19 protein-coding genes and 1 tRNA gene are annotated in these 16,861 nt (G+C 63.9%); 12 read left to right on the forward strand and 8 right to left on the reverse strand.

The window, feature by feature from the left end; translation table 11 throughout:
- The first annotated feature begins 129 nt into the window (after positions 1-129).
- The 5 genes from msrB to O987_RS15535 all read left to right on the forward strand — a co-directional run bounded on the left by msrB (position 130) and on the right by O987_RS15535 (position 4,494).
- Entirely contained in the window at positions 130-621 is a 492-nt protein-coding gene (msrB, locus tag O987_RS15515; protein WP_003054237.1) for a peptide-methionine (R)-S-oxide reductase MsrB, read from the forward strand.
- A gap of 13 nt (positions 622-634) precedes the next feature.
- Entirely contained in the window at positions 635-2,461 is a 1,827-nt protein-coding gene (locus O987_RS15520; RefSeq protein ID WP_043373301.1) for a cytochrome c biogenesis protein DipZ, read from the forward strand.
- A complete protein-coding gene (gene msrA / locus O987_RS15525; protein ID WP_235214158.1) occupies positions 2,458-3,237 on the forward strand; it encodes a peptide-methionine (S)-S-oxide reductase MsrA in 780 nt (259 codons plus the stop codon). Before O987_RS15520 ends, msrA begins: the two co-directional genes overlap by 4 nt.
- Before the next feature lie 95 nt (positions 3,238-3,332).
- Positions 3,333-3,827 (forward strand): nuclear transport factor 2 family protein, encoded by a 495-nt coding sequence (locus O987_RS15530; RefSeq protein ID WP_003054232.1) that lies wholly within the window; start codon positions 3,333-3,335, stop codon positions 3,825-3,827.
- Positions 3,805-4,494 (forward strand): glutathione S-transferase family protein, encoded by a 690-nt coding sequence (locus O987_RS15535; protein WP_043373303.1) that lies wholly within the window; start codon positions 3,805-3,807, stop codon positions 4,492-4,494. The genes O987_RS15530 and O987_RS15535 overlap by 23 nt, the downstream gene beginning before the upstream one ends.
- An 82-nt stretch (positions 4,495-4,576) precedes the next feature.
- On the opposite strand, the gene O987_RS15540 is transcribed toward O987_RS15535, so the two are convergent.
- Positions 4,577-5,215: a TetR/AcrR family transcriptional regulator gene (locus tag O987_RS15540; protein ID WP_200879558.1), complete on the reverse strand. Its 639-nt coding sequence runs from the start codon at positions 5,213-5,215 to the stop codon at positions 4,577-4,579.
- 140 nt (positions 5,216-5,355) lie between these two features.
- On the opposite strand from O987_RS15540, the gene O987_RS15545 reads away from it, so the two are divergent.
- Genes O987_RS15545 through O987_RS15575 form a run of 7 tightly spaced genes read left to right on the forward strand, consistent with a single transcriptional unit; the run spans position 5,356 to position 11,962 of the window.
- Positions 5,356-6,693, forward strand: coding sequence for an NAD(P)/FAD-dependent oxidoreductase (locus O987_RS15545; protein ID WP_003054227.1), 1,338 nt, complete (start codon positions 5,356-5,358; stop codon positions 6,691-6,693).
- The gene (locus O987_RS15550; protein WP_043373310.1) at positions 6,690-7,442 is read left to right on the forward strand and encodes a DUF1365 domain-containing protein; all 753 of its coding nucleotides are present in this window, start codon (positions 6,690-6,692) and stop codon (positions 7,440-7,442) included. Before O987_RS15545 ends, O987_RS15550 begins: the two co-directional genes overlap by 4 nt.
- The gene (locus O987_RS15555; RefSeq protein WP_043373312.1) at positions 7,439-8,713 is read left to right on the forward strand and encodes an SAM-dependent methyltransferase; all 1,275 of its coding nucleotides are present in this window, start codon (positions 7,439-7,441) and stop codon (positions 8,711-8,713) included. Before O987_RS15550 ends, O987_RS15555 begins: the two co-directional genes overlap by 4 nt.
- Entirely contained in the window at positions 8,710-9,300 is a 591-nt protein-coding gene (locus tag O987_RS15560; RefSeq protein WP_043373314.1) for a hypothetical protein, read from the forward strand. Before O987_RS15555 ends, O987_RS15560 begins: the two co-directional genes overlap by 4 nt.
- 18 nt (positions 9,301-9,318) lie before the next feature.
- Entirely contained in the window at positions 9,319-10,608 is a 1,290-nt protein-coding gene (locus tag O987_RS15565; RefSeq protein WP_003054222.1) for an MFS transporter, read from the forward strand.
- Positions 10,605-11,165: a DUF3833 domain-containing protein gene (locus O987_RS15570; protein WP_043373316.1), complete on the forward strand. Its 561-nt coding sequence runs from the start codon at positions 10,605-10,607 to the stop codon at positions 11,163-11,165. The genes O987_RS15565 and O987_RS15570 overlap by 4 nt, the downstream gene beginning before the upstream one ends.
- A gap of 5 nt (positions 11,166-11,170) precedes the next feature.
- Positions 11,171-11,962 carry an SDR family NAD(P)-dependent oxidoreductase gene (locus tag O987_RS15575; RefSeq protein ID WP_043376535.1) on the forward strand — a complete coding sequence of 264 codons (792 nt, stop codon included), beginning with the start codon at positions 11,171-11,173 and terminating at the stop codon, positions 11,960-11,962.
- Positions 11,963-12,166: 204 nt separating this feature from the next.
- Here O987_RS15575 and O987_RS15580 read toward each other — a convergent pair.
- From O987_RS15580 to iscU, 7 genes are all read right to left on the reverse strand, one after another.
- Positions 12,167-12,241: transfer RNA gene (locus tag O987_RS15580), tRNA-Val, on the reverse strand.
- Between the two features lie 16 nt (positions 12,242-12,257).
- A complete protein-coding gene (gene dnaQ / locus O987_RS15585) occupies positions 12,258-12,989 on the reverse strand; it encodes a DNA polymerase III subunit epsilon (protein ID WP_003054219.1) in 732 nt (243 codons plus the stop codon).
- A 154-nt stretch (positions 12,990-13,143) separates the two neighbouring features.
- Positions 13,144-13,482: an ISC system 2Fe-2S type ferredoxin gene (gene fdx, locus O987_RS15590; RefSeq protein ID WP_003054218.1), complete on the reverse strand. Its 339-nt coding sequence runs from the start codon at positions 13,480-13,482 to the stop codon at positions 13,144-13,146.
- 15 nt (positions 13,483-13,497) lie between these two features.
- Complete coding sequence (hscA, locus tag O987_RS15595; protein ID WP_043373318.1) at positions 13,498-15,357, reverse strand: Fe-S protein assembly chaperone HscA; 1,860 nt, start codon at positions 15,355-15,357, stop codon at positions 13,498-13,500.
- Positions 15,358-15,451: 94 nt separating this feature from the next.
- A complete protein-coding gene (gene hscB / locus O987_RS15600) occupies positions 15,452-15,970 on the reverse strand; it encodes a Fe-S protein assembly co-chaperone HscB (RefSeq protein WP_043373320.1) in 519 nt (172 codons plus the stop codon).
- 153 nt (positions 15,971-16,123) lie between these two features.
- Positions 16,124-16,447: an iron-sulfur cluster assembly protein IscA gene (gene iscA / locus O987_RS15605; RefSeq protein ID WP_003054214.1), complete on the reverse strand. Its 324-nt coding sequence runs from the start codon at positions 16,445-16,447 to the stop codon at positions 16,124-16,126.
- 4 nt (positions 16,448-16,451) lie between these two features.
- Positions 16,452-16,847 (reverse strand): Fe-S cluster assembly scaffold IscU, encoded by a 396-nt coding sequence (gene iscU / locus O987_RS15610; RefSeq protein WP_003054213.1) that lies wholly within the window; start codon positions 16,845-16,847, stop codon positions 16,452-16,454.
- Between the last annotated feature and the right edge of the window lie 14 nt (positions 16,848-16,861).

The raw sequence follows: 16,861 nt of genomic DNA on the forward strand, positions 1-16,861 counted from the left end.
GTACCGCCTGATTTCACATTGTGCTCAAACTGCTCGCGGGGAGATATCACGTTTTTTTTAACTTTGCGTGAGGACTTCGGGATCCGCACTTCCTAAGCTGGATGCCATCGAACCCTGAAAGCCGATGCCATGACCACCCGACGCCACATGCTGCTTGGCACCGCAGCCTCCGCCGCCGCGCTCTGCGCCGCAACACTCCACCGCCGGGCCACTGCCGCGACCGAGTCCTTCGAAATCAGCTACACCGACGCCCAGTGGCGTGCCCGGCTAAGCCCCCAGCAATATGCCGTGCTTCGTCAGGAGGCCACGGAGCCTCCGGGCAGCAGTCCGCTCAACAAGGAGCATCGCCCCGGCATCTTCTCCTGCGCTGGCTGCTCATTGCCCTTGTTTGCCTCCACCACCAAGTTCGAGAGCGGCACCGGCTGGCCGAGCTTCTGGAAGCCACTGGACAATGCCGTCGCCACGCGCAAGGATCGAAGCTACGGCATGGTGCGCATCGAGGCCCACTGCCGGCGCTGCGGCGGTCACCTTGGCCACGTCTTCGAGGACGGGCCGCCTCCGACAGGTCTGCGCTACTGCATGAACGGTCTTGCACTGACTTTCGCGCCCAAGCCCGCTTGAGGAGAAACAGGCCATGTTGCTGATCGTCCTTGCCTATCTGGGCGGCGTGCTGACCATCGTCAGTCCCTGCATCCTGCCCGTACTGCCCTTCGTGTTCTCTCGCGCGAATCAGCCCTTTGTGCGCAGCGGCCTGCCATTGCTGGCAGGCATGGCACTGACCTTTGCGGTCGTTGCCTCTCTCGCAGCCGTAGGCGGCGGCTGGGTGGTGGCTGCCAATCAATATGGCCGCTGGCTGGCTCTGGCGCTGGTGGCCGTTTTCGGGCTGACCCTGTTGCTGCCGCATCTGTCGCAGCGGCTGACCCGTCCATTGGTAACTGCCGGATCGCGCCTGTCCGAGTCGGTACAGCAAGACGGTACGCCAAAGACGGCCTCCTCCGTGTTGCTGGGAGTCGCGACGGGGCTGCTGTGGGCTCCATGCGCCGGGCCCATCCTGGGACTGATACTGACCGGCGCCGCCCTGCAGGGTGCCAACACGACCTCAAGCTTGCTGCTGCTGGCCTATGCCGCCGGGGCAGCGACCTCCATGGCTGCGGCTTTGCTGCTGGGCGGCCGGGTATTTGCAGCGCTCAAGCGTTCGCTGGGTGCCGGTGAATGGGTGCGACGCGGCCTCGGGGCAGCCATGCTCGCAGGCGTTGCAGCCATCGCACTGGGAATAGACACCGGCGTGCTGGCCCGACTGTCAACGGCATCCACCGGCAGCCTGGAGCAGAAACTGGTCGAGCACCTGAACCAGCCGCAGAGCGACGACCAGTTGGCCATGCGTGGCAACCCGGGCAAGATGATGCAATCCCTTGCACCTGCTGACGGGGCTGCCATGATGGCCGCGGGAGCTGCAATGCGCATGAGCGGCCCGTCCAGCACAGCCCGGGCCCTACCCGATGAGGGCATCGCGCCGCCCCTGGACGGTGCAACCCAATGGCTCAACTCCAAGCCACTGGATGGGCAGGACCTGAGAGGCAAGGTGGTGTTGGTGGATTTCTGGACCTACTCCTGCATCAACTGCCTGCGCACTCTCCCCTATGTGAAGGCCTGGGCCGAGAAATACCGAGACCAGGGCCTGGTCGTGATCGGCGTGCACGCACCCGAGTTCGCCTTCGAACGCGACATCGGCAACGTGAGCAAGGCCATGAAAGATCTGGGCATCAGCTATCCGGTGGCCGTGGATAACCAATATGCGATCTGGCGCGCCTTCCGCAACCAATACTGGCCTGCCCATTACTTCATCGATGCCACGGGACGCATACGCCACCACCACTTTGGCGAAGGCGGCTATGCAGAGTCTGAACGGGTGATACAGCAGCTTCTCAAAGAAGCGGGCAGCACCCGTTCGGCCATGGACCTGACGCAGGTGGATGCAGGAGGCGTGCAGCTGGCCGCCAGCATGGATGAGGTCGCCTCGCCCGAAACCTATCTGGGCTACGAGCGCGCCGAGAACTTCGCCTCCACCCCCAAAGCCGTGCACGACAAAACGACCACGTATCTGGAGCCGCATGAGACCCGGCTGAACGCCTGGGGCCTGGGCGGTCAATGGATGGTGGGGCCGCAAAGCGCTTCGCTGGCCGGTCCTTCGGGGCGCATCGTCTACCAGTTCAAGGCGCGTGATCTGCACCTGGTGCTGAGCCCCGGCCCCGATGGCAAGCCAGTGCGCTTCAAGGTCAGCGTCGACGGCAAGCCACCCGGCGATGCCCACGGTGTGGACGTGGCAACCGACGGCAGCGGCACCGTCACCGCGCAACGTCTCTATCAGCTGGTGCGCCAGTCCGGTGCCGTTGCCGAGCGGACCTTCAGCATCGAGTTTCTTGACAGCGGCGTTTCTGCCTACGCCTTCACTTTCGGATGAGCCCCATGAAAACCAACCTCACCTCCTCGGCCACCTCGAATCGGCGCGGCCCGCATAGGCGCGGCCTGCATAGGCGCGGCCTGCTCCAGACCTTGACTGGCGGCATCGTTTTGCTAGGCAGCGGACTGCTGTGGCAATCAACGGCCTTCTCGGCCGACGAGGCAGTCCGCATCCCGCCCCCTGTCATGGACATGCCGGCCACCGGGCCCGCGCCGCAGCGCGCCATCTTTGCCGGCGGCTGCTTCTGGGGAGTGCAGGGCGTATTCCAGCATGTCAAAGGCGTGCAGCGGGCCGTCTCGGGCTATAGCGGAGGCACTGCAGCCACCGCCTCCTATGAGCTGGTCAGCCGCGGCAATACCGGACATGCCGAATCGGTAGAAGTTACCTTCGATCCGTCCCTGGTGAGCTATGGACAGCTGCTGCAGATATTTTTCTCTGTGGTTCATGATCCCACCCAGCTCAACCGGCAGGGCCCGGACACCGGCACGCAATACCGCTCAGCCATTTTCGCGACCAGCCCCGCCCAGCTCAAGACAGCACAGGCCTATGTCGCGCAGCTTGACGCGGCACACCCGTATCCGAATCCCATCGTCACCCGCCTCGAGGACAGGGCAAGCTTCTATCCGGCCGAGCTCTACCACCAGGATTTCATGACCGAAAACCCGCGTCACCCCTATATCGTCTTCAATGATCTGCCCAAGGTGAACAACCTCAAGCGCCTCTTCCCAGACCGCTACCGGAGCGAACCGGTGCTAACCAAGAAAACGCATCCGTAGCAGTCCGACACTGGAAGCCTGACAAGCCTGGTCTGAAGGACAGCCGTGGCGCAGCCGCCACGGAGATGCGCAGCAGTTTGCCTACAATTTGATGCATGCAGCAAAGCCCCTCTACCTCAACCGCTACGGGTGCCGCAGTGGAGCGGCTTGTCCAGCTGTACGAACAACTGGCCCCTGACCATCTACAGCGACTCGACAGCTATTACGCGAGCGATGCGCACTTCAAGGATCCGTTCAATGAAGTGCGCGGCGTGACCGCAATCGCCGGCATCTTCGCCCATATGTTCGACACGCTGCAAGAGCCGCGCTTTGTCGTCACCGAGCGGCTGGTACAGGACAGTCAGGCCTTTCTGGCCTGGGAATTTCGCTTTCGCTTGCGACGCTGGCGGCCCGGTTCCGAGCAATGCATTCGGGGTGCCAGCCTGCTGCGCTTTGATGCACAAGGTCTTGTCTGCCAGCATCGCGATTACTGGGATGCAGCTGAAGAGCTTTACGAGAAACTGCCATTGCTTGGAATCTTGATGCGCTGGCTGCGCAACGCAGGTTCCGCTTCCAGGAAAACGCCCCATGATCACCGTTCATCACCTTGAAACTTCGCGCTCGCAGCGCATACTCTGGCTGCTTGAGGAGCTCGGTGTTCCTTACGAACTGCGTCGCTACCAGCGCGATCCCGGGACCCGCCTGGCGCCACCGGAGCTCAAGCGCGTGCATCCTCTGGGCAAATCGCCGGTAATTACCGATGCGGACATTGTTGTCGCCGAATCAGGCGCGATCATCGAGTATCTGGTGGAGCGCTATGGCCATCAGGCGCCTTCGGAGCTTTCCCACCTTGAACCCCTGCGCGGCACCCAAGAACACCGTGAGTGCCGCTTCTGGATGCACTATGCCGAGGGTTCGCTGATGAACTGGCTGGTGATGAAACTGGTTTTCGACACCATCCCGCGCCAGCCCATGCCTTTTTTCGTGCGTCCCGTCGCGCGCGCCCTGTGCAAGCGGGCGCAGCAAAGACTCGTTGCGCCCAATGTGCAGACTGCATTGGCCTTTATGGAGGCGCATTTGGCAGAACATCGCTGGTTTGCCGGCGAGCATCTGAGCATGGCCGACTTCCAGATGAGCTTTGCCGTTGAAGCGGCTCTGGTGCGCAGCGAAAACGAGAACGCCTGGCCTCATCTGATCGCCTATCGCCAGCGCATGCACGAGCGTGCTGCATACCAGCGAGCCTTGAGCAAGGGCGGGCCGGTCATCATGCAATCCTGAGAGTACGGCAGACTTCCACAAACCGGATCGAACCCTTGTCAGGACAGCGCCAGGTGCTGGTGCATCTGCTGGTACCGGCTTCTCAGCGCGCCACCGCAAGCCCGTCAAACGTGGTGCTCGTCACCCAGTCGATGATCTGCGCATGCGTGTACTGCCCCGATTCCTTGAGCAGGGCCACGACAGGATCGCAAGCCCGTGCGAACAGGGTATACAGCACCAGTTCGGGGGGTAGCGCGGCATGCAGCTGGCCGCTGGTCTGGGCTTCGGTGATCCAGATGCTGAGCCGGTTGCTAAGGGCAATCAGCCGGTCCATATAGGCGTCGTTGGATTGCAAAGAGGCGCTGAGATTCGAGTTCTGCGCCGGCAGCGAAGGCATTTCACCCTCCAGCTGCGTCTGCATGGCCCAGCGCGTCACGGCCTTGAGCTGATCCAGCGGGCGCATGGGAGCACCTGCCTCGACCGCCTGGCTTGCTTCGTCGCGCAGGGCGTCCACGAAGGCCAGGGCACGATCCAGCACCCCGACCATGGCAGCTCCCGCCAGTTCCTCCTTGGAGGTGAACAGCTTGTAGAGGCTGGCCTTGGCCATGCCGGCTTCGGCAGCGACCTCGTCCACCGTCATGGCGTCATAGCCCTTGGTGGCCAGCAGCCGGTTGACGGCCACCACGATGGCCTGCTCACGCACGCGCTGTATCTGCTGTTTGATGGAGGAGCGGCTTGTCATGGGCATATTTTAGACCTGATAGGCCACACCTAATACTAGATAGTGCAAAGTGGAAATGTTTGGTTTATAGTTTGAACTCATCAGTTCACGATTTGACCTTCCTGGTGCAAACGAACTGATAAACCAGGAAAGGCATTCCCATGCATCGCATTGCAGTCATAGGGTCTGGGGTTGCGGGGCTGGCCGCTGCCCGGCGTATGGCAGGCGCGCCTGGCCAGCATCGCGTGACATTGCTGGAAGCGGGCCACCATTTCGGCGGGCATGCCAACACCGTCGATATGACGCTGAATGGCGTGAGCCAGGGTGTAGACACCGGCTTTCTGGTATTCAACCACCGCACCTATCCGCTTCTGACGCAATTGTTCGAAGAGCTGCAAGTACCTACGGCGGCCGCCGAGATGTCGTTTTCGGTACAGGTTCCCCTGGCCGACGGGCGTGCCGGCCTCGAGTGGAGCGGCAGCTCACTGGGAGCAGTCTTCGCGCAGCGCAGCAATCTGCTGCGCCCCCGTTTTCTGAAGATGCTGGCCGAGATCCTGCGCTTCAATCGTCTGGCCACAGGCATCGCCCGGGAAGGCGACGAGGCCGGCCTGCGCAGCTCCATCGAAGCTTTTCTGGATGAGCACGGCTTCGGCACCGCCTTCCGGCAGGACTACCTGCTGCCCATGATGGGTTGCATCTGGTCCTGCCCGACGGATCAGATGCTGCGCTTTCCCGTGGCCACGCTGATCCGCTTTTGTCACAACCATGGCCTGATCCAGGTCTCCGACCGGCCCCAGTGGTACACCGTGCGGGGCGGCTCGCGCCAGTACGTGCGGCGCATGGTGGCCGCGCTGCAGCACGATGGCCGCCACGAGGCCCGTCTGAACGCGCCCGTGCTGGGCCTGCACCGCGTGGAACATGGCGTGTTGCTGCAGATGGCGCATGGCACGGAGCACTTCGATGCCGTGGTACTGGCCTGCCACAGCGATCAGGCCCTGCGCCTGCTCGGTCTCGACGCCACGCCGCAGGAGCGCAGCGTGCTGGGTGCCATACGCTACCAACCCAATCAGGCCGTGCTGCACACCGATGCCAGCGTGCTGCCCAGCCGCGAGGCAGCCTGGGCGGCCTGGAACTACGAACGCGCGGCCGATGCGGGGCGCAACCGGACAGGCGTCTGCCTGCACTACCTGATCAACCGCCTGCAGCCTCTGCCGTGGCAGCAGCCCGTGATGGTCTCCTTGAATCCGGTGCGTCCCATCGACGACAGCAAGGTTCACGCGCGCATTGCATACAGCCATCCAGTCTTCGACCTGGCGGCCATCGAGGCCCAGGGCCAGGTCGCGGCTCTGCAAGGCCAGCGCCGGACCTGGTTCTGCGGAGCATGGTGTGGCTACGGCTTTCACGAGGATGGCCTGCGTTCAGGGCTCGATGCGGCCGATGGCCTGCTGGACGTCTTGCCCAGGCTGACCGCCAGCCCTGCCATCAGGGGGGCGGCATGAACGCCCGGCCGCTCATCGGCTTCGGCCATGTCTGGCATCGCCGTCTGCGGCCCGTCGAGCATGCCTTCCGATATTCGGGCTACTTCCTCATGCTGCCGATGCGCAGCCTGCGCATGCACACCGATACCGCGCTGCGGCGCAACCGGCTCGGGTGGATCAGCTTTCACGACAGTGACCACGGCGATGGCGGAGCCGATGCCCTGGACTGGCTCGAGCAACTGCTGCACAGCGAAGGCATTGACGATGCCGACGGCGAAATCTGGCTGCACACCTTCCCGCGCGTGCTGGGTTATGTCTTCAAGCCCGTGAGCTTCTGGTATGCCCACCGCCGCGATGGCTCCCTGGCCGCCGTGCTGGCGGAAGTCAACAACACCTTTGGCGAGCGCCATGCCTATCTGCTGGCCGGCCCTGACCTGGCCTGGGGCCGCGAGCAGGTGGCACGCAAGCAATTCCATGTCTCGCCGTTCTGCGAAGTGCGGGGCGAGTACCGCTTCCGCTTCGAGCGCAGCGAGAAACGCACCCTGGCTCGCGTGGATCTGCATGACGAAAACGGCCCGCTGCTGCAGACCAGCGTGGGTGGCACGCTGCATCCGCTGGACGCGGCCACCGTGCGCCGCGCCTTCTTCGGCACTCCTTTGATGACGCTGGGCGTCATCGCCCGCATCCACTGGCAGGCGCTGCGCCTCTGGGCCAAGCGCCTGCCCTTCCATGGCAAACCCACCGAGCCCGAGCGCTTCGTCACACGATGAACACCACCGCCGCCCCCTTGCTGAGCCCCGCCGCCGCAGCACCGCGCCGCACGCCTGCGCGGGCACGCCGTGTGCTGAACTTGCTCGAATGCCTGCCCCGCGGGCAGCTGGACCTGGAGCAGCCCGACGGTCGCCTGCTGCACCTGCCTCAGATGCGCTCAGCATCCGGCATCGCCGACGCACATTGCGTGCTACGCGACTGGCAGGCGCTGGAGCGCCCCCTGAAATCGGGCGACATCGGCCTGGCCGAGGGCTATATCGCCGGCGAATGGGACAGCCCCGACCTGGCGGCACTGCTGCGGCTGTGCATGTCCAACCGCGACCATGTACAAAGCCTGATCTACGGCAGCTGGTGGGGCCGCTTGGGCTACCGCCTGCGTCACCTGCTGCAGCGCAATACGCGGGCCGGCAGCGCCAGAAACATTCACGCCCACTACGACCTGGGCAATGACTTCTACCAGCTGTGGCTGGACCCCGGCATGAGCTATAGCGCAGCCTGGTTTGAGGGGCGCACGGGCGAATCGCTGCAACAAGCCGACCTGCAGGCAGCCCAGCAGGCCAAGCTCAGGCGCACGCTGGACGAGGTACGGCTGAAGCCCGGCCAGCGCTTGCTGGAGATCGGCTGCGGCTGGGGCGGCCTGGCCGAGGCGGCAGCGCACGAATTCGGCGCCCGGGTCACGGGCGTGACGCTGTCGCGCGAGCAGCTGAACTGGGGGCAGCAGCGCATGCGGCAGTCCGGTCTGACCGATGCCGTGGAGCTGCGCTACCAGGACTACCGCGACCTGCCTGCCCTGCATGCCCGCCAGCCCTTCGATGCCATCGTATCCATCGAGATGTTCGAGGCCGTGGGCCGCGAATACTGGCGCGGCTACTTCCAGACACTGCGCGACTGTCTCAAGCCCGGAGGCCTGGCCTGCATACAGACCATCACGCTGCGCGAAGACCTGTTCGCTCGCTATCTTCGCTCCACCGACTTCATACAGCAGTACATCTTCCCGGGCGGGCTGCTGCCCAGCGTTTCAGCCTTCGAGCAGGAAGCACGGCGTGCCGGCCTGGTGGTCGAGCATCACCTGGCCTTCGGCGGCGACTATGCGGAAACGCTGCGCCGCTGGCGCCAGTCCTTCGAGCACCAGCTCGACGCCGTTCGCTCCCAGGGCTTTGACGAGCGCTTTGTACGCATCTGGCGCTTCTACCTTGCCTATTGCGAAGCGGCCTTCGACACCGGCAACACCGATGTCGTCCAGTTCACCCTGCGCAGGCCTCTGTCATGACAGCCCCTCAACCCCGCGCGCACCGCCGCCAGGCCTTGGCCTGGGGCGCTGCCTGCGCTCTTGCCCCTTCACTGACCGCCATGTCCAAGCTGACCCACGCCATGACCACGACAGCAGATCTCCCCATTGAACTGCGCAGCACCCTGCCTGCCGGTCGCCTAGTCGGCAAAGGCGTGCTGCGCTTCTTCGGTCTGCGTGTCTACGAGGCACGGCTGTGGGCCGCTCCCGGCTTCCCTCCCGGAGACTACGCCCGACACCCGTTTGCGCTGGAGCTGGTCTATGACCGCAAGCTCGAGGGCATGGCCATTGCCGAACGCTCCATCGCCGAAATGCGCAGGGTGGGCAGCTTCACCGAGGAGCAGGCCCGGCAATGGCTGGAGCTGATGAAACAGGCCTTCCCCGACGTGCAGGCCCAGGACAGGCTGCTGGGCCTGAACGACGGCCAGGGCGAAGTGCGCTTCTTCCACAACGGCCGCCAGACCGCGCAGCTGCGCGATGCAGAGTATGCACGCCTGTTCTTCGGCATCTGGCTGTCGCCGCAGACTTCGGCCCCTGCCATGCGCAGTTCGCTGCTGGGCCTTGGCTGAGCGCCAGCGGAGCATCTCATGGCTTCACATACGGCCACCGCCCCCCTCCTGCCTTGGCGCACAGGCCTGGCCTATGGCGCTCTGGCCGCGCCGCTGGCCTTCGCCTCCCTGCCGCTGTATGTGAACCTGCCCTACCACTACGCCAGCGTGGCAGGCGCTCCGCTGGCGGGACTGGGCGCCGTGCTGCTGGCCACACGGGCCTTCGACGCCCTGCTCGACCCGGCCGTCGGCCGCTGGGTCGACCGCCTTCTGCGCCAAGGCGTGGTTTGCACCGCCATTGCGGCGATCCTGGCCAGTCTGCTGATGGCGCTGGGCTTCGGTGCCCTCTGGCATCCGCCTTTCGATGCGCAGGACACGACGGGCATGCTGGGCTGGCTTGCCTGCAGCCTGCTGGTGTGCACGCTGGCCTATAGCGTGCTCGTCATCCTCCACCAGGCCTGGGGCACGCGCTGGGGCGGTGAGCCCACCTGGCGTGCGCGTGTCACGGCCTGGCGCGAAGGAGCCAGCCTGACGGGCGTGCTGCTGGCCAGCATGCTGCCGGCCTGGCTGGGACTGGATGCGACCACAGGCTTTCTCGCCCTGGGTCTGGTGCTGGGCCTGACCGGCCTGTTGCGGCTCAAGACCCCGGTTCCACCACAGCAACAGCCGCAGTCCGCGACCGGGCCTGCCAACTCCCCATGGGCCAATGCAGGCTTCAGGCGGCTGCTGGCTATCTTCATGGTCAATGGGGTGGCTGCCGCCATTCCCGCCACCCTGTTGCCTTTCTTCGTGGCAGACCGGCTGCAGGCCTCGGAACTGCAGCCGCTGCTGCTGCTTTGCTTCTTCGGCGCTGCAGCCCTGGGCCTGCCGCTATGGGTGAAAGCCGTCGCACGCTGGGGTCTGGCACCCTGCTGGCGGGCCGGCATGCTGGCCAGCGTGCTGGCCTTCGGCTTCACGCCCTGGCTGGGCGAAGGCGACGGCATGGCCTTTGCCGTGATCTGCCTGGCCAGCGGTCTGGCCCTGGGCGCGGATCTGGCCCTGCCAGGTGCGTTGCTCACAGGCGTGATTCACGAGTCCGGCGAAGGCGGCCGCAGCGAAGGCCGCTACCTGGGCTGGTGGACCTGCGCCACCAAGCTCAACCTGGCCCTGGCGGCGGGCCTGGCCCTGCCCCTGCTGTCGGCAGCCGGCTATCGCAGCGGTGCCAGCGAGCCCGCAGGCCTGCAGGCGCTGGCCTGGGCCTATGGCGGCCTGCCCTGCCTGCTCAAGCTCGCAGCAGCGGCCCTGCTCTGGCGCGCCGAGCGTCTGCATTCTTCCTGGAGGCACATATGAGCCACATCATCCGCTCCACCTCGTTTTCGCCGCTGCGGCGTGCCTGCCTGGGCGCGGCATTGGCGCTGAGCCTTGCTGGCTGTGCCGGCCCTTCCGTGCAGGACTATGCCAAGGAGCAGCCGCAACTGGACCTGCGCCAGTACTTCAACGGGCCGCTGACGGCGCACGGCATGTTCACGGACCGCTCGGGCAAGGTGGTCAAGCGCTTCACCGTGCGCATGACAGGGACCTGGAAGGGCGACGAGGGCACGCTGGACGAGCACTTTGTCTACAGCGACGGCAGCACGCAGCAACGCGTCTGGCATATCCGTCATCTGGGCGACGGGCGCTACAGCGGCCGCGCCGACGACGTGGTGGGACAAGCCCAGGGCCAGAGCGCTGGCAATGCCATCCGCTGGAGCTATGTGCTGGCCCTGCCCGTGAATGGAAGAGTCTGGAATGTCAGCATGGATGACTGGATGTACCTGATCGACGGACGCACCCTGCTCAACCGCACCGCCATGAGCAAGCTGGGCCTGCATCTGGGCGATGTGACGCTTGCCATCGTCAAGGAGTGAAGATCATGTCACTGCTCTGTGCACGGCTGAACCCGCCACTGCGCGACTGGCAGGGTCGCTCGGCCTGGATTCTGGGAGCCTCCTCGGGCATAGGTCGCGCCACGGCCGACGCGCTGCACAGGCAGGGAGCCACAGTGATCGTTTCTGCGCGCCAAGACGACGCGCTGCAGGATTTCGTGCGCAGCCACGACGGCTGTCTGGCCCTGCCGCTGGACGTGACCGATGCCGATGCCCTGTCTACAGCAGCCCGGGCGGTGCAGGTTCATTGCGGCAAGGCTCCGGACCTGATTCTCTATTGCGCAGGCCGCTACAAGCCCCAACGCGCCACGGAGTTCGACCTGTCCGAGATGCAGCGCCACCTGGCCGTGAACTATGGCGGCGCCCTGCATTTGCTCGATGCCGTGCTTCCTATGCTGCTGGCCGCTGGGCAAGGCCATCTGGCACTGGTCGGCTCGGTGGCCGGCTATCGCGGGCTGCCGATGTCCCTGGCCTACGGCCCGACCAAGGCGGCACTCAACAACCTCGCCGAGAACCTCTATCTGGACCTGCACGACCGGGGCCTGGGTGTATCCATCATCAACCCCGGCTTTGTCGATACCCCGCTGACGGCGCAGAACCGCTTCAGCATGCCGGCCCTGATAGACGCCGACGAGGCTGCCCGGCATATGCTGCAAGGCTGGGCCCAGGGACGCTTCGAGATGAATTTCCCGCGCCGCTTCACACGCTGGATGCGTCTGCTGCGCTGCCTGCCCGATGCCTGGTATTTCTCGGCCGTGCGCCGCATCACCGGCAACTGACTGCCTGCCACTGCCCAAGCTGCTGAGGCCGAGCAGACGCTCTGCCACGGAGCCATGCTCTTGAGCACATGGCGCCCGCCAGGCCCCAACGGCTCGCGTGCGAGCCCGAACACCGCAGCTCGGCATATATCAACGGGATGAATGCAACCCGCATCCCGAAACAAAAAACCCTCTTGAATCATTGATTCAAGAGGGTTTGATATCTGGTGGGTGATACATGGATCGAACATGTGACCCCTGCCGTGTGAAGGCAGTGCTCTACCGCTGAGCTAATCACCCGATGAACGTTATTGTATCAGGGATTGGCGCTCACATTTTCAAAGTTGCGCCAAGCGGTCTTGCCGCCGCTGGATTTATCCATCTGCTTGAGAACATCGTCGTGGGCCGCCTGCTCCTGCTCGTTGGCACGCAGCACCGGCAGCCTGAAGCTGCTCAGGTCCACCGAGGCAACGATCATCGTCCCGGCCGCGGGGGCATCTGCAGGCTCCTCTGACATGAGCAAGGCATCTTGCCCGCGCGTCAGATTGATGTAGACATCCGCCAGCAGCTCCGCATCGAGCAAGGCTCCGTGCAGCGTGCGGTTGGAATTGTCGACACCCAGACGATCGCACAGCGAGTCCAGCGAGTTGCGCTTGCCCGGGTACATCTCCTTGGCCATGACCAGAGTGTCAATGACGCCCCCCACGCACTGCTTGAGCGGCGGACGCTTGGCCAGCTTGAGCTCGTTGTTCAGAAAGCCCAGGTCGAACGGCGCATTGTGGATGATGAGTTCTGCGCCTTGCAGATACTCCCAGATCTCGTCGATCTTTTCCTCGAAGCGCGGCTTGTCCTTGAGGAACTCGGTCGTGATGCCGTGCACGCGCAGGGCATCGGGGTGGCTGTCGCGACCCGCATTGAAGTACAGATGCAGATTGTTGCCGGTGAGCTTTCGGTTCACCAGCTCCACGCAGCCCAGCTCGATCAGGCGATCGCCATCGATGGCCGACAGACCGGTGGTTTCCGTATCCAGAACAATTTGGCGCGACATTCAATTTCTCTCCGTTAACTGTGGCGCTCACATCGCCCTATTTTCAAAAACTGGCGTCGACCACACCAGAGACAGCAAGCAAGCGCCGCCGCGCAGCGAGGCTGTCGTCCCCCTCCCGAAGAGAGAGGGGGAAGCGGCAAAGCCGCTCAGGGGGTCAGTGATTTTCCTTGGCGTGATTGATGGAGTATTTGGGGATCTCCACCGTCACATTCTCGCGCGCCAGAATGGCCTGGCAGGACAGGCGCGACTGAGGCTGCAGGCCCCAGGCCTTGTCAAGCAGATCTTCTTCCTCTTCCTCGGCCTCGTTCAGGGAGTTGAAGCCTTCCTTGACGATGACATGACAGGTCGTGCAGGCGCAGCTCATGTCGCAGGCATGCTCGATATTGATGCCGTTGTCCAGCATGGCTTCGCAGATCGAAGTGCCGACGGGAGCTTCGATTTCTGTTCCGTTGGGGCAGTACTCGGCGTGAGGAAGGATTTTGATGATGGGCATTGTTCTGTTTATGGATTAAATGGTGTTGACACTCTTGCCGGCCAGCGCCTGCTGGATGCTGCGATTCATGCGTTCGGCCGCAAATGACTCGGTTCCCTTGGCCAGGGCCTGCGTCGCGCCTTCCACGACGGCCGGATCATCGCTGGAGACGGCCGCGCGCAGCGCCGTCATCAGGCCGTCGATGCTGTCGCGCTGCTCGGCGCCGAGCACATCGCCATCCGCGTCCAGCGCGCTCTGCGTGGCCAGCAGCATGCGATCGGCATCCACGCGGGCCTCGACCAGGGCGCGGGCCTTCATGTCTTCCTGTGCCGTGGCAAAGCCGTCCTGCAGCATCTGGGCGATCTGGTCGTCGGAGAGGCCGTACGAAGGCTTGACGTTGATATGCGCTTCGACGCCGCTGGTCTGCTCCTTGGCGCTGACGGACAGCAGGCCATCGGCATCGACCGTGAAGGTCACGCGGATGCGCGCCGCACCGGCGGCCATGGGCGGAATGCCGCGCAGCTCGAAACGCGCCAGGCTGCGGCAGTCGGCCACCAGGTCGCGCTCGCCTTGCACCACGTGAACGGCCAGAGCAGTCTGGCCATCCTTGTAGGTCGTGAAGTCCTGTGCGCGGGCCGTGGGAATGGTCTCGTTGCGCGTGATGATGCGCTCGGACAAGCCGCCCATGGTTTCCACGCCCAGCGACAGCGGGATCACGTCCAGCAGCAGCAAATCGCCGGCAGTATTGTTGCCGGCCAGCTGATTGGCCTGAATGGCAGCGCCCAGCGCCACGACTTCGTCGGGATTGAGATTGGTCAGCGGCTCGCTGCCGAAGAAATCGGCCACGGCCTGGCGAATCTGGGGCATGCGGGTGGAGCCGCCAACCATGACCACGCCCTGCACCTCATCGCGGCCCAGGTCTGCATCCTTGAGCGCGCGGCGCACGGCCGCAAGGCTCTTACTGGTTAAGTGAGCAGTCAGCGCAATGAATTCCTCACGCTTGACATCAAATGACACTGAACCCGAGGAAATATCAGCGGTAAACGCTACAGTTTCAGAATCAGTCAAAGCCTGCTTGCAATGGCGCGCGGCAATACGCCAGGCGGTCTTGTCTGCTGCCGACTCCAGTTGCGTGCCCGTCTTTTCCGCGACCCAGGTTGCCAGCGCGTCATCGTAGTCGTCGCCACCCAGTGCCGAGTCGCCGCCGGTGGCGATCACTTCGAACACGCCATGTGCAAGGCGCAGCACCGAGATATCGAAGGTACCGCCACCCAGATCGTAGACGGCGTAGACCCCCTCTGCTGCGTTATCCAGACCGTAGGCAATGGCTGCCGCCGTGGGTTCGTTGATCAGGCGCAGCAGATTGATGCCGGCCAGCTTGGCCGCATCCTTGGTGGCCTGACGCTGGGCATCGTCAAAGTACGCGGGCACGGTGATGACGGCGCCATAGAGCTCGTCATCAAACGTGTCTTCGGCGCGGAAACGCAGGGTCGCCAGGATTTCGGCGCTGATTTCCACGGGCGTCTTGGCGCCGTCCGCAGTCTCGATGGAGATAACGCCTCCGTCCTCGGCCTTGAAGCGATAAGGCAGCTTCTCGGGCGACTCGATATCGGCCAGGCTGCGCCCCATGAAGCGCTTGGCCGAACTGATGGTGTTGGTGGCATCCTGCGCCTGAGCGGCCTTGGCATCGAAGCCGATCTGGCGGCGGCCCATTTCCATGTAGCGCACCACCGACGGCAGCAGCACACGCCCCTGATCGTCAGGCAGGCATTCAGCCACGCCATTGCGCACGGCGGCGACCAGAGAGTGCGTGGTGCCCAGGTCGATACCCACGGCAATGCGACGCTGATGGGGGTCGGGGGATTGGCCGGGCTCGGAAATCTGCAAAAGCGCCATGAAATTCTTCTTTTGAAACGTCTGAGGCCAGCGTGGCTGGCCCGCTCAAGATGGATACGCCATGCGCCATGGGCACAAAGCGTTGCTCTGGGTCTTATTGTCCCAGTTGATCGCGACGGCGATCCACATCTTGCGCAAATCGCGCAACAAACATGAGGGCTCTCACCTGCTCCACGGCAGCGACCGCATCGCCAGCCTCGTCCAGCAAACGGCCGCATTCGGCAAGCATCTGCTTTTTGGCGGCGAGCATCTCGGCCTCCAGCGCATCGAGCTCCTGCTCGCCGACAGCATCCTCCAGCGCTTCGCGCCACTCCATCTGCTGCATCAGGAATGCCGCAGGCATGGCCGTGTTGTCTTCCGCACGCACCGGAGCGCCGGCCAGCTCGCACAGATAGGCCGCGCGCTTGAGCGGGTCCTTGAGGCGCTGATAGGCCTCGTTGATGCGCACCGACCACTGCATGGCCACACGCTGCGCGGCCGCACCCTGCGCCGCAAAACGGTCAGGATGCGCCTCGCGCTGCAGCTCTTTCCAGCGTGCGTCGATCTGGCTGCGCTCCTGCGCAAACTTGCGCGGCAGGCCAAACAATTCAAAGTCGTCAGATTGTAGATTCATGGCATTAAAAAACCGCCTGCAGCAAAGCTGAGGCGGCTTCCTTTACTCAAAACCAGGGAGCTGACCAAGAGGCCAGAGACACCAAGCAAAAGCCGCCTTGCGGCGAAGGTGTCGTCCCCCTCTGGGGGAAGCCGCAAAGCGGCTCAGGGGGAGTCAGATTCTAAAGCTCTCACCACAACCGCAGCGATCACGCTCGTTGGGGTTGTGGAACTTGAAGCCCTCGTTCAGGCCCTCGCGCACGAAATCCAGTTCCGTGCCGTCAATATAGGCCAGGCTCTTGGGGTCGATCAGCACCTTGATTCCATGGTCTTCGAACACCACGTCATCGGGCTGAACCTCGTCCACATACTCCAGCTTGTAAGCCAGACCGGAGCAACCCGTGGTCTTCACGCCGAGGCGCACGCCAATCCCCTTGCCGCGACGTGAAAGATAGCGGTTCACATGACGGGCAGCCGCCTCGGTCATTGAGATGGCCATGGCCTCAGGCTTCCGTTGCAGTGCGCTTTGCGCGGTAGTCGTTCACGGCAGCCTTGATGGCGTCTTCGGCCAGGATGGAGCAGTGAACCTTGACCGGGGGCAACGCCAGCTCTTCGGCGATCTGGCTGTTCTTCAGGGCCGCAGCCTCGTCCAGCGTCTTGCCCTTGACCCATTCGGTCACCAGCGAAGACGAGGCGATGGCAGAGCCGCAGCCATAGGTCTTGAAACGTGCGTCCTCGATCACGCCAGTGGCGGGATTGACCTTGATCTGCAGCTTCATCACGTCGCCACAGGCGGGCGCGCCCACCATACCCGTGCCCACGGAGTCATCGCTCTTGTCGAACGAGCCAACGTTGCGGGGGTTTTCGTAGTGGTCAACAACTTTTTCGGAGTAAGCCATGGTGTCTACCTCTT

Source organism: Comamonas testosteroni TK102 (assembly GCF_000739375.1).
Lineage (GTDB): Bacteria > Pseudomonadota > Gammaproteobacteria > Burkholderiales > Burkholderiaceae_C > Comamonas > Comamonas brasiliensis.

Coding starts and splice junctions, on each gene's coding strand:
- msrB (WP_003054237.1), top strand. CDS start 130: ATGACCACCCGACGCCACATGCTGCTTGGCACCGCAGCCTCCGCCGCC.
- O987_RS15520 (WP_043373301.1), top strand. CDS start 635: ATGTTGCTGATCGTCCTTGCCTATCTGGGCGGCGTGCTGACCATCGTC.
- msrA (WP_235214158.1), top strand. CDS start 2,458: ATGAGCCCCATGAAAACCAACCTCACCTCCTCGGCCACCTCGAATCGG.
- O987_RS15530 (WP_003054232.1), top strand. CDS start 3,333: ATGCAGCAAAGCCCCTCTACCTCAACCGCTACGGGTGCCGCAGTGGAG.
- O987_RS15535 (WP_043373303.1), top strand. CDS start 3,805: ATGATCACCGTTCATCACCTTGAAACTTCGCGCTCGCAGCGCATACTC.
- O987_RS15540 (WP_200879558.1), bottom strand. CDS start 5,215: ATGACAAGCCGCTCCTCCATCAAACAGCAGATACAGCGCGTGCGTGAG.
- O987_RS15545 (WP_003054227.1), top strand. CDS start 5,356: ATGCATCGCATTGCAGTCATAGGGTCTGGGGTTGCGGGGCTGGCCGCT.
- O987_RS15550 (WP_043373310.1), top strand. CDS start 6,690: ATGAACGCCCGGCCGCTCATCGGCTTCGGCCATGTCTGGCATCGCCGT.
- O987_RS15555 (WP_043373312.1), top strand. CDS start 7,439: ATGAACACCACCGCCGCCCCCTTGCTGAGCCCCGCCGCCGCAGCACCG.
- O987_RS15560 (WP_043373314.1), top strand. CDS start 8,710: ATGACAGCCCCTCAACCCCGCGCGCACCGCCGCCAGGCCTTGGCCTGG.
- O987_RS15565 (WP_003054222.1), top strand. CDS start 9,319: ATGGCTTCACATACGGCCACCGCCCCCCTCCTGCCTTGGCGCACAGGC.
- O987_RS15570 (WP_043373316.1), top strand. CDS start 10,605: ATGAGCCACATCATCCGCTCCACCTCGTTTTCGCCGCTGCGGCGTGCC.
- O987_RS15575 (WP_043376535.1), top strand. CDS start 11,171: ATGTCACTGCTCTGTGCACGGCTGAACCCGCCACTGCGCGACTGGCAG.
- dnaQ (WP_003054219.1), bottom strand. CDS start 12,989: ATGTCGCGCCAAATTGTTCTGGATACGGAAACCACCGGTCTGTCGGCC.
- fdx (WP_003054218.1), bottom strand. CDS start 13,482: ATGCCCATCATCAAAATCCTTCCTCACGCCGAGTACTGCCCCAACGGA.
- hscA (WP_043373318.1), bottom strand. CDS start 15,357: ATGGCGCTTTTGCAGATTTCCGAGCCCGGCCAATCCCCCGACCCCCAT.
- hscB (WP_043373320.1), bottom strand. CDS start 15,970: ATGAATCTACAATCTGACGACTTTGAATTGTTTGGCCTGCCGCGCAAG.
- iscA (WP_003054214.1), bottom strand. CDS start 16,447: ATGGCCATCTCAATGACCGAGGCGGCTGCCCGTCATGTGAACCGCTAT.
- iscU (WP_003054213.1), bottom strand. CDS start 16,847: ATGGCTTACTCCGAAAAAGTTGTTGACCACTACGAAAACCCCCGCAAC.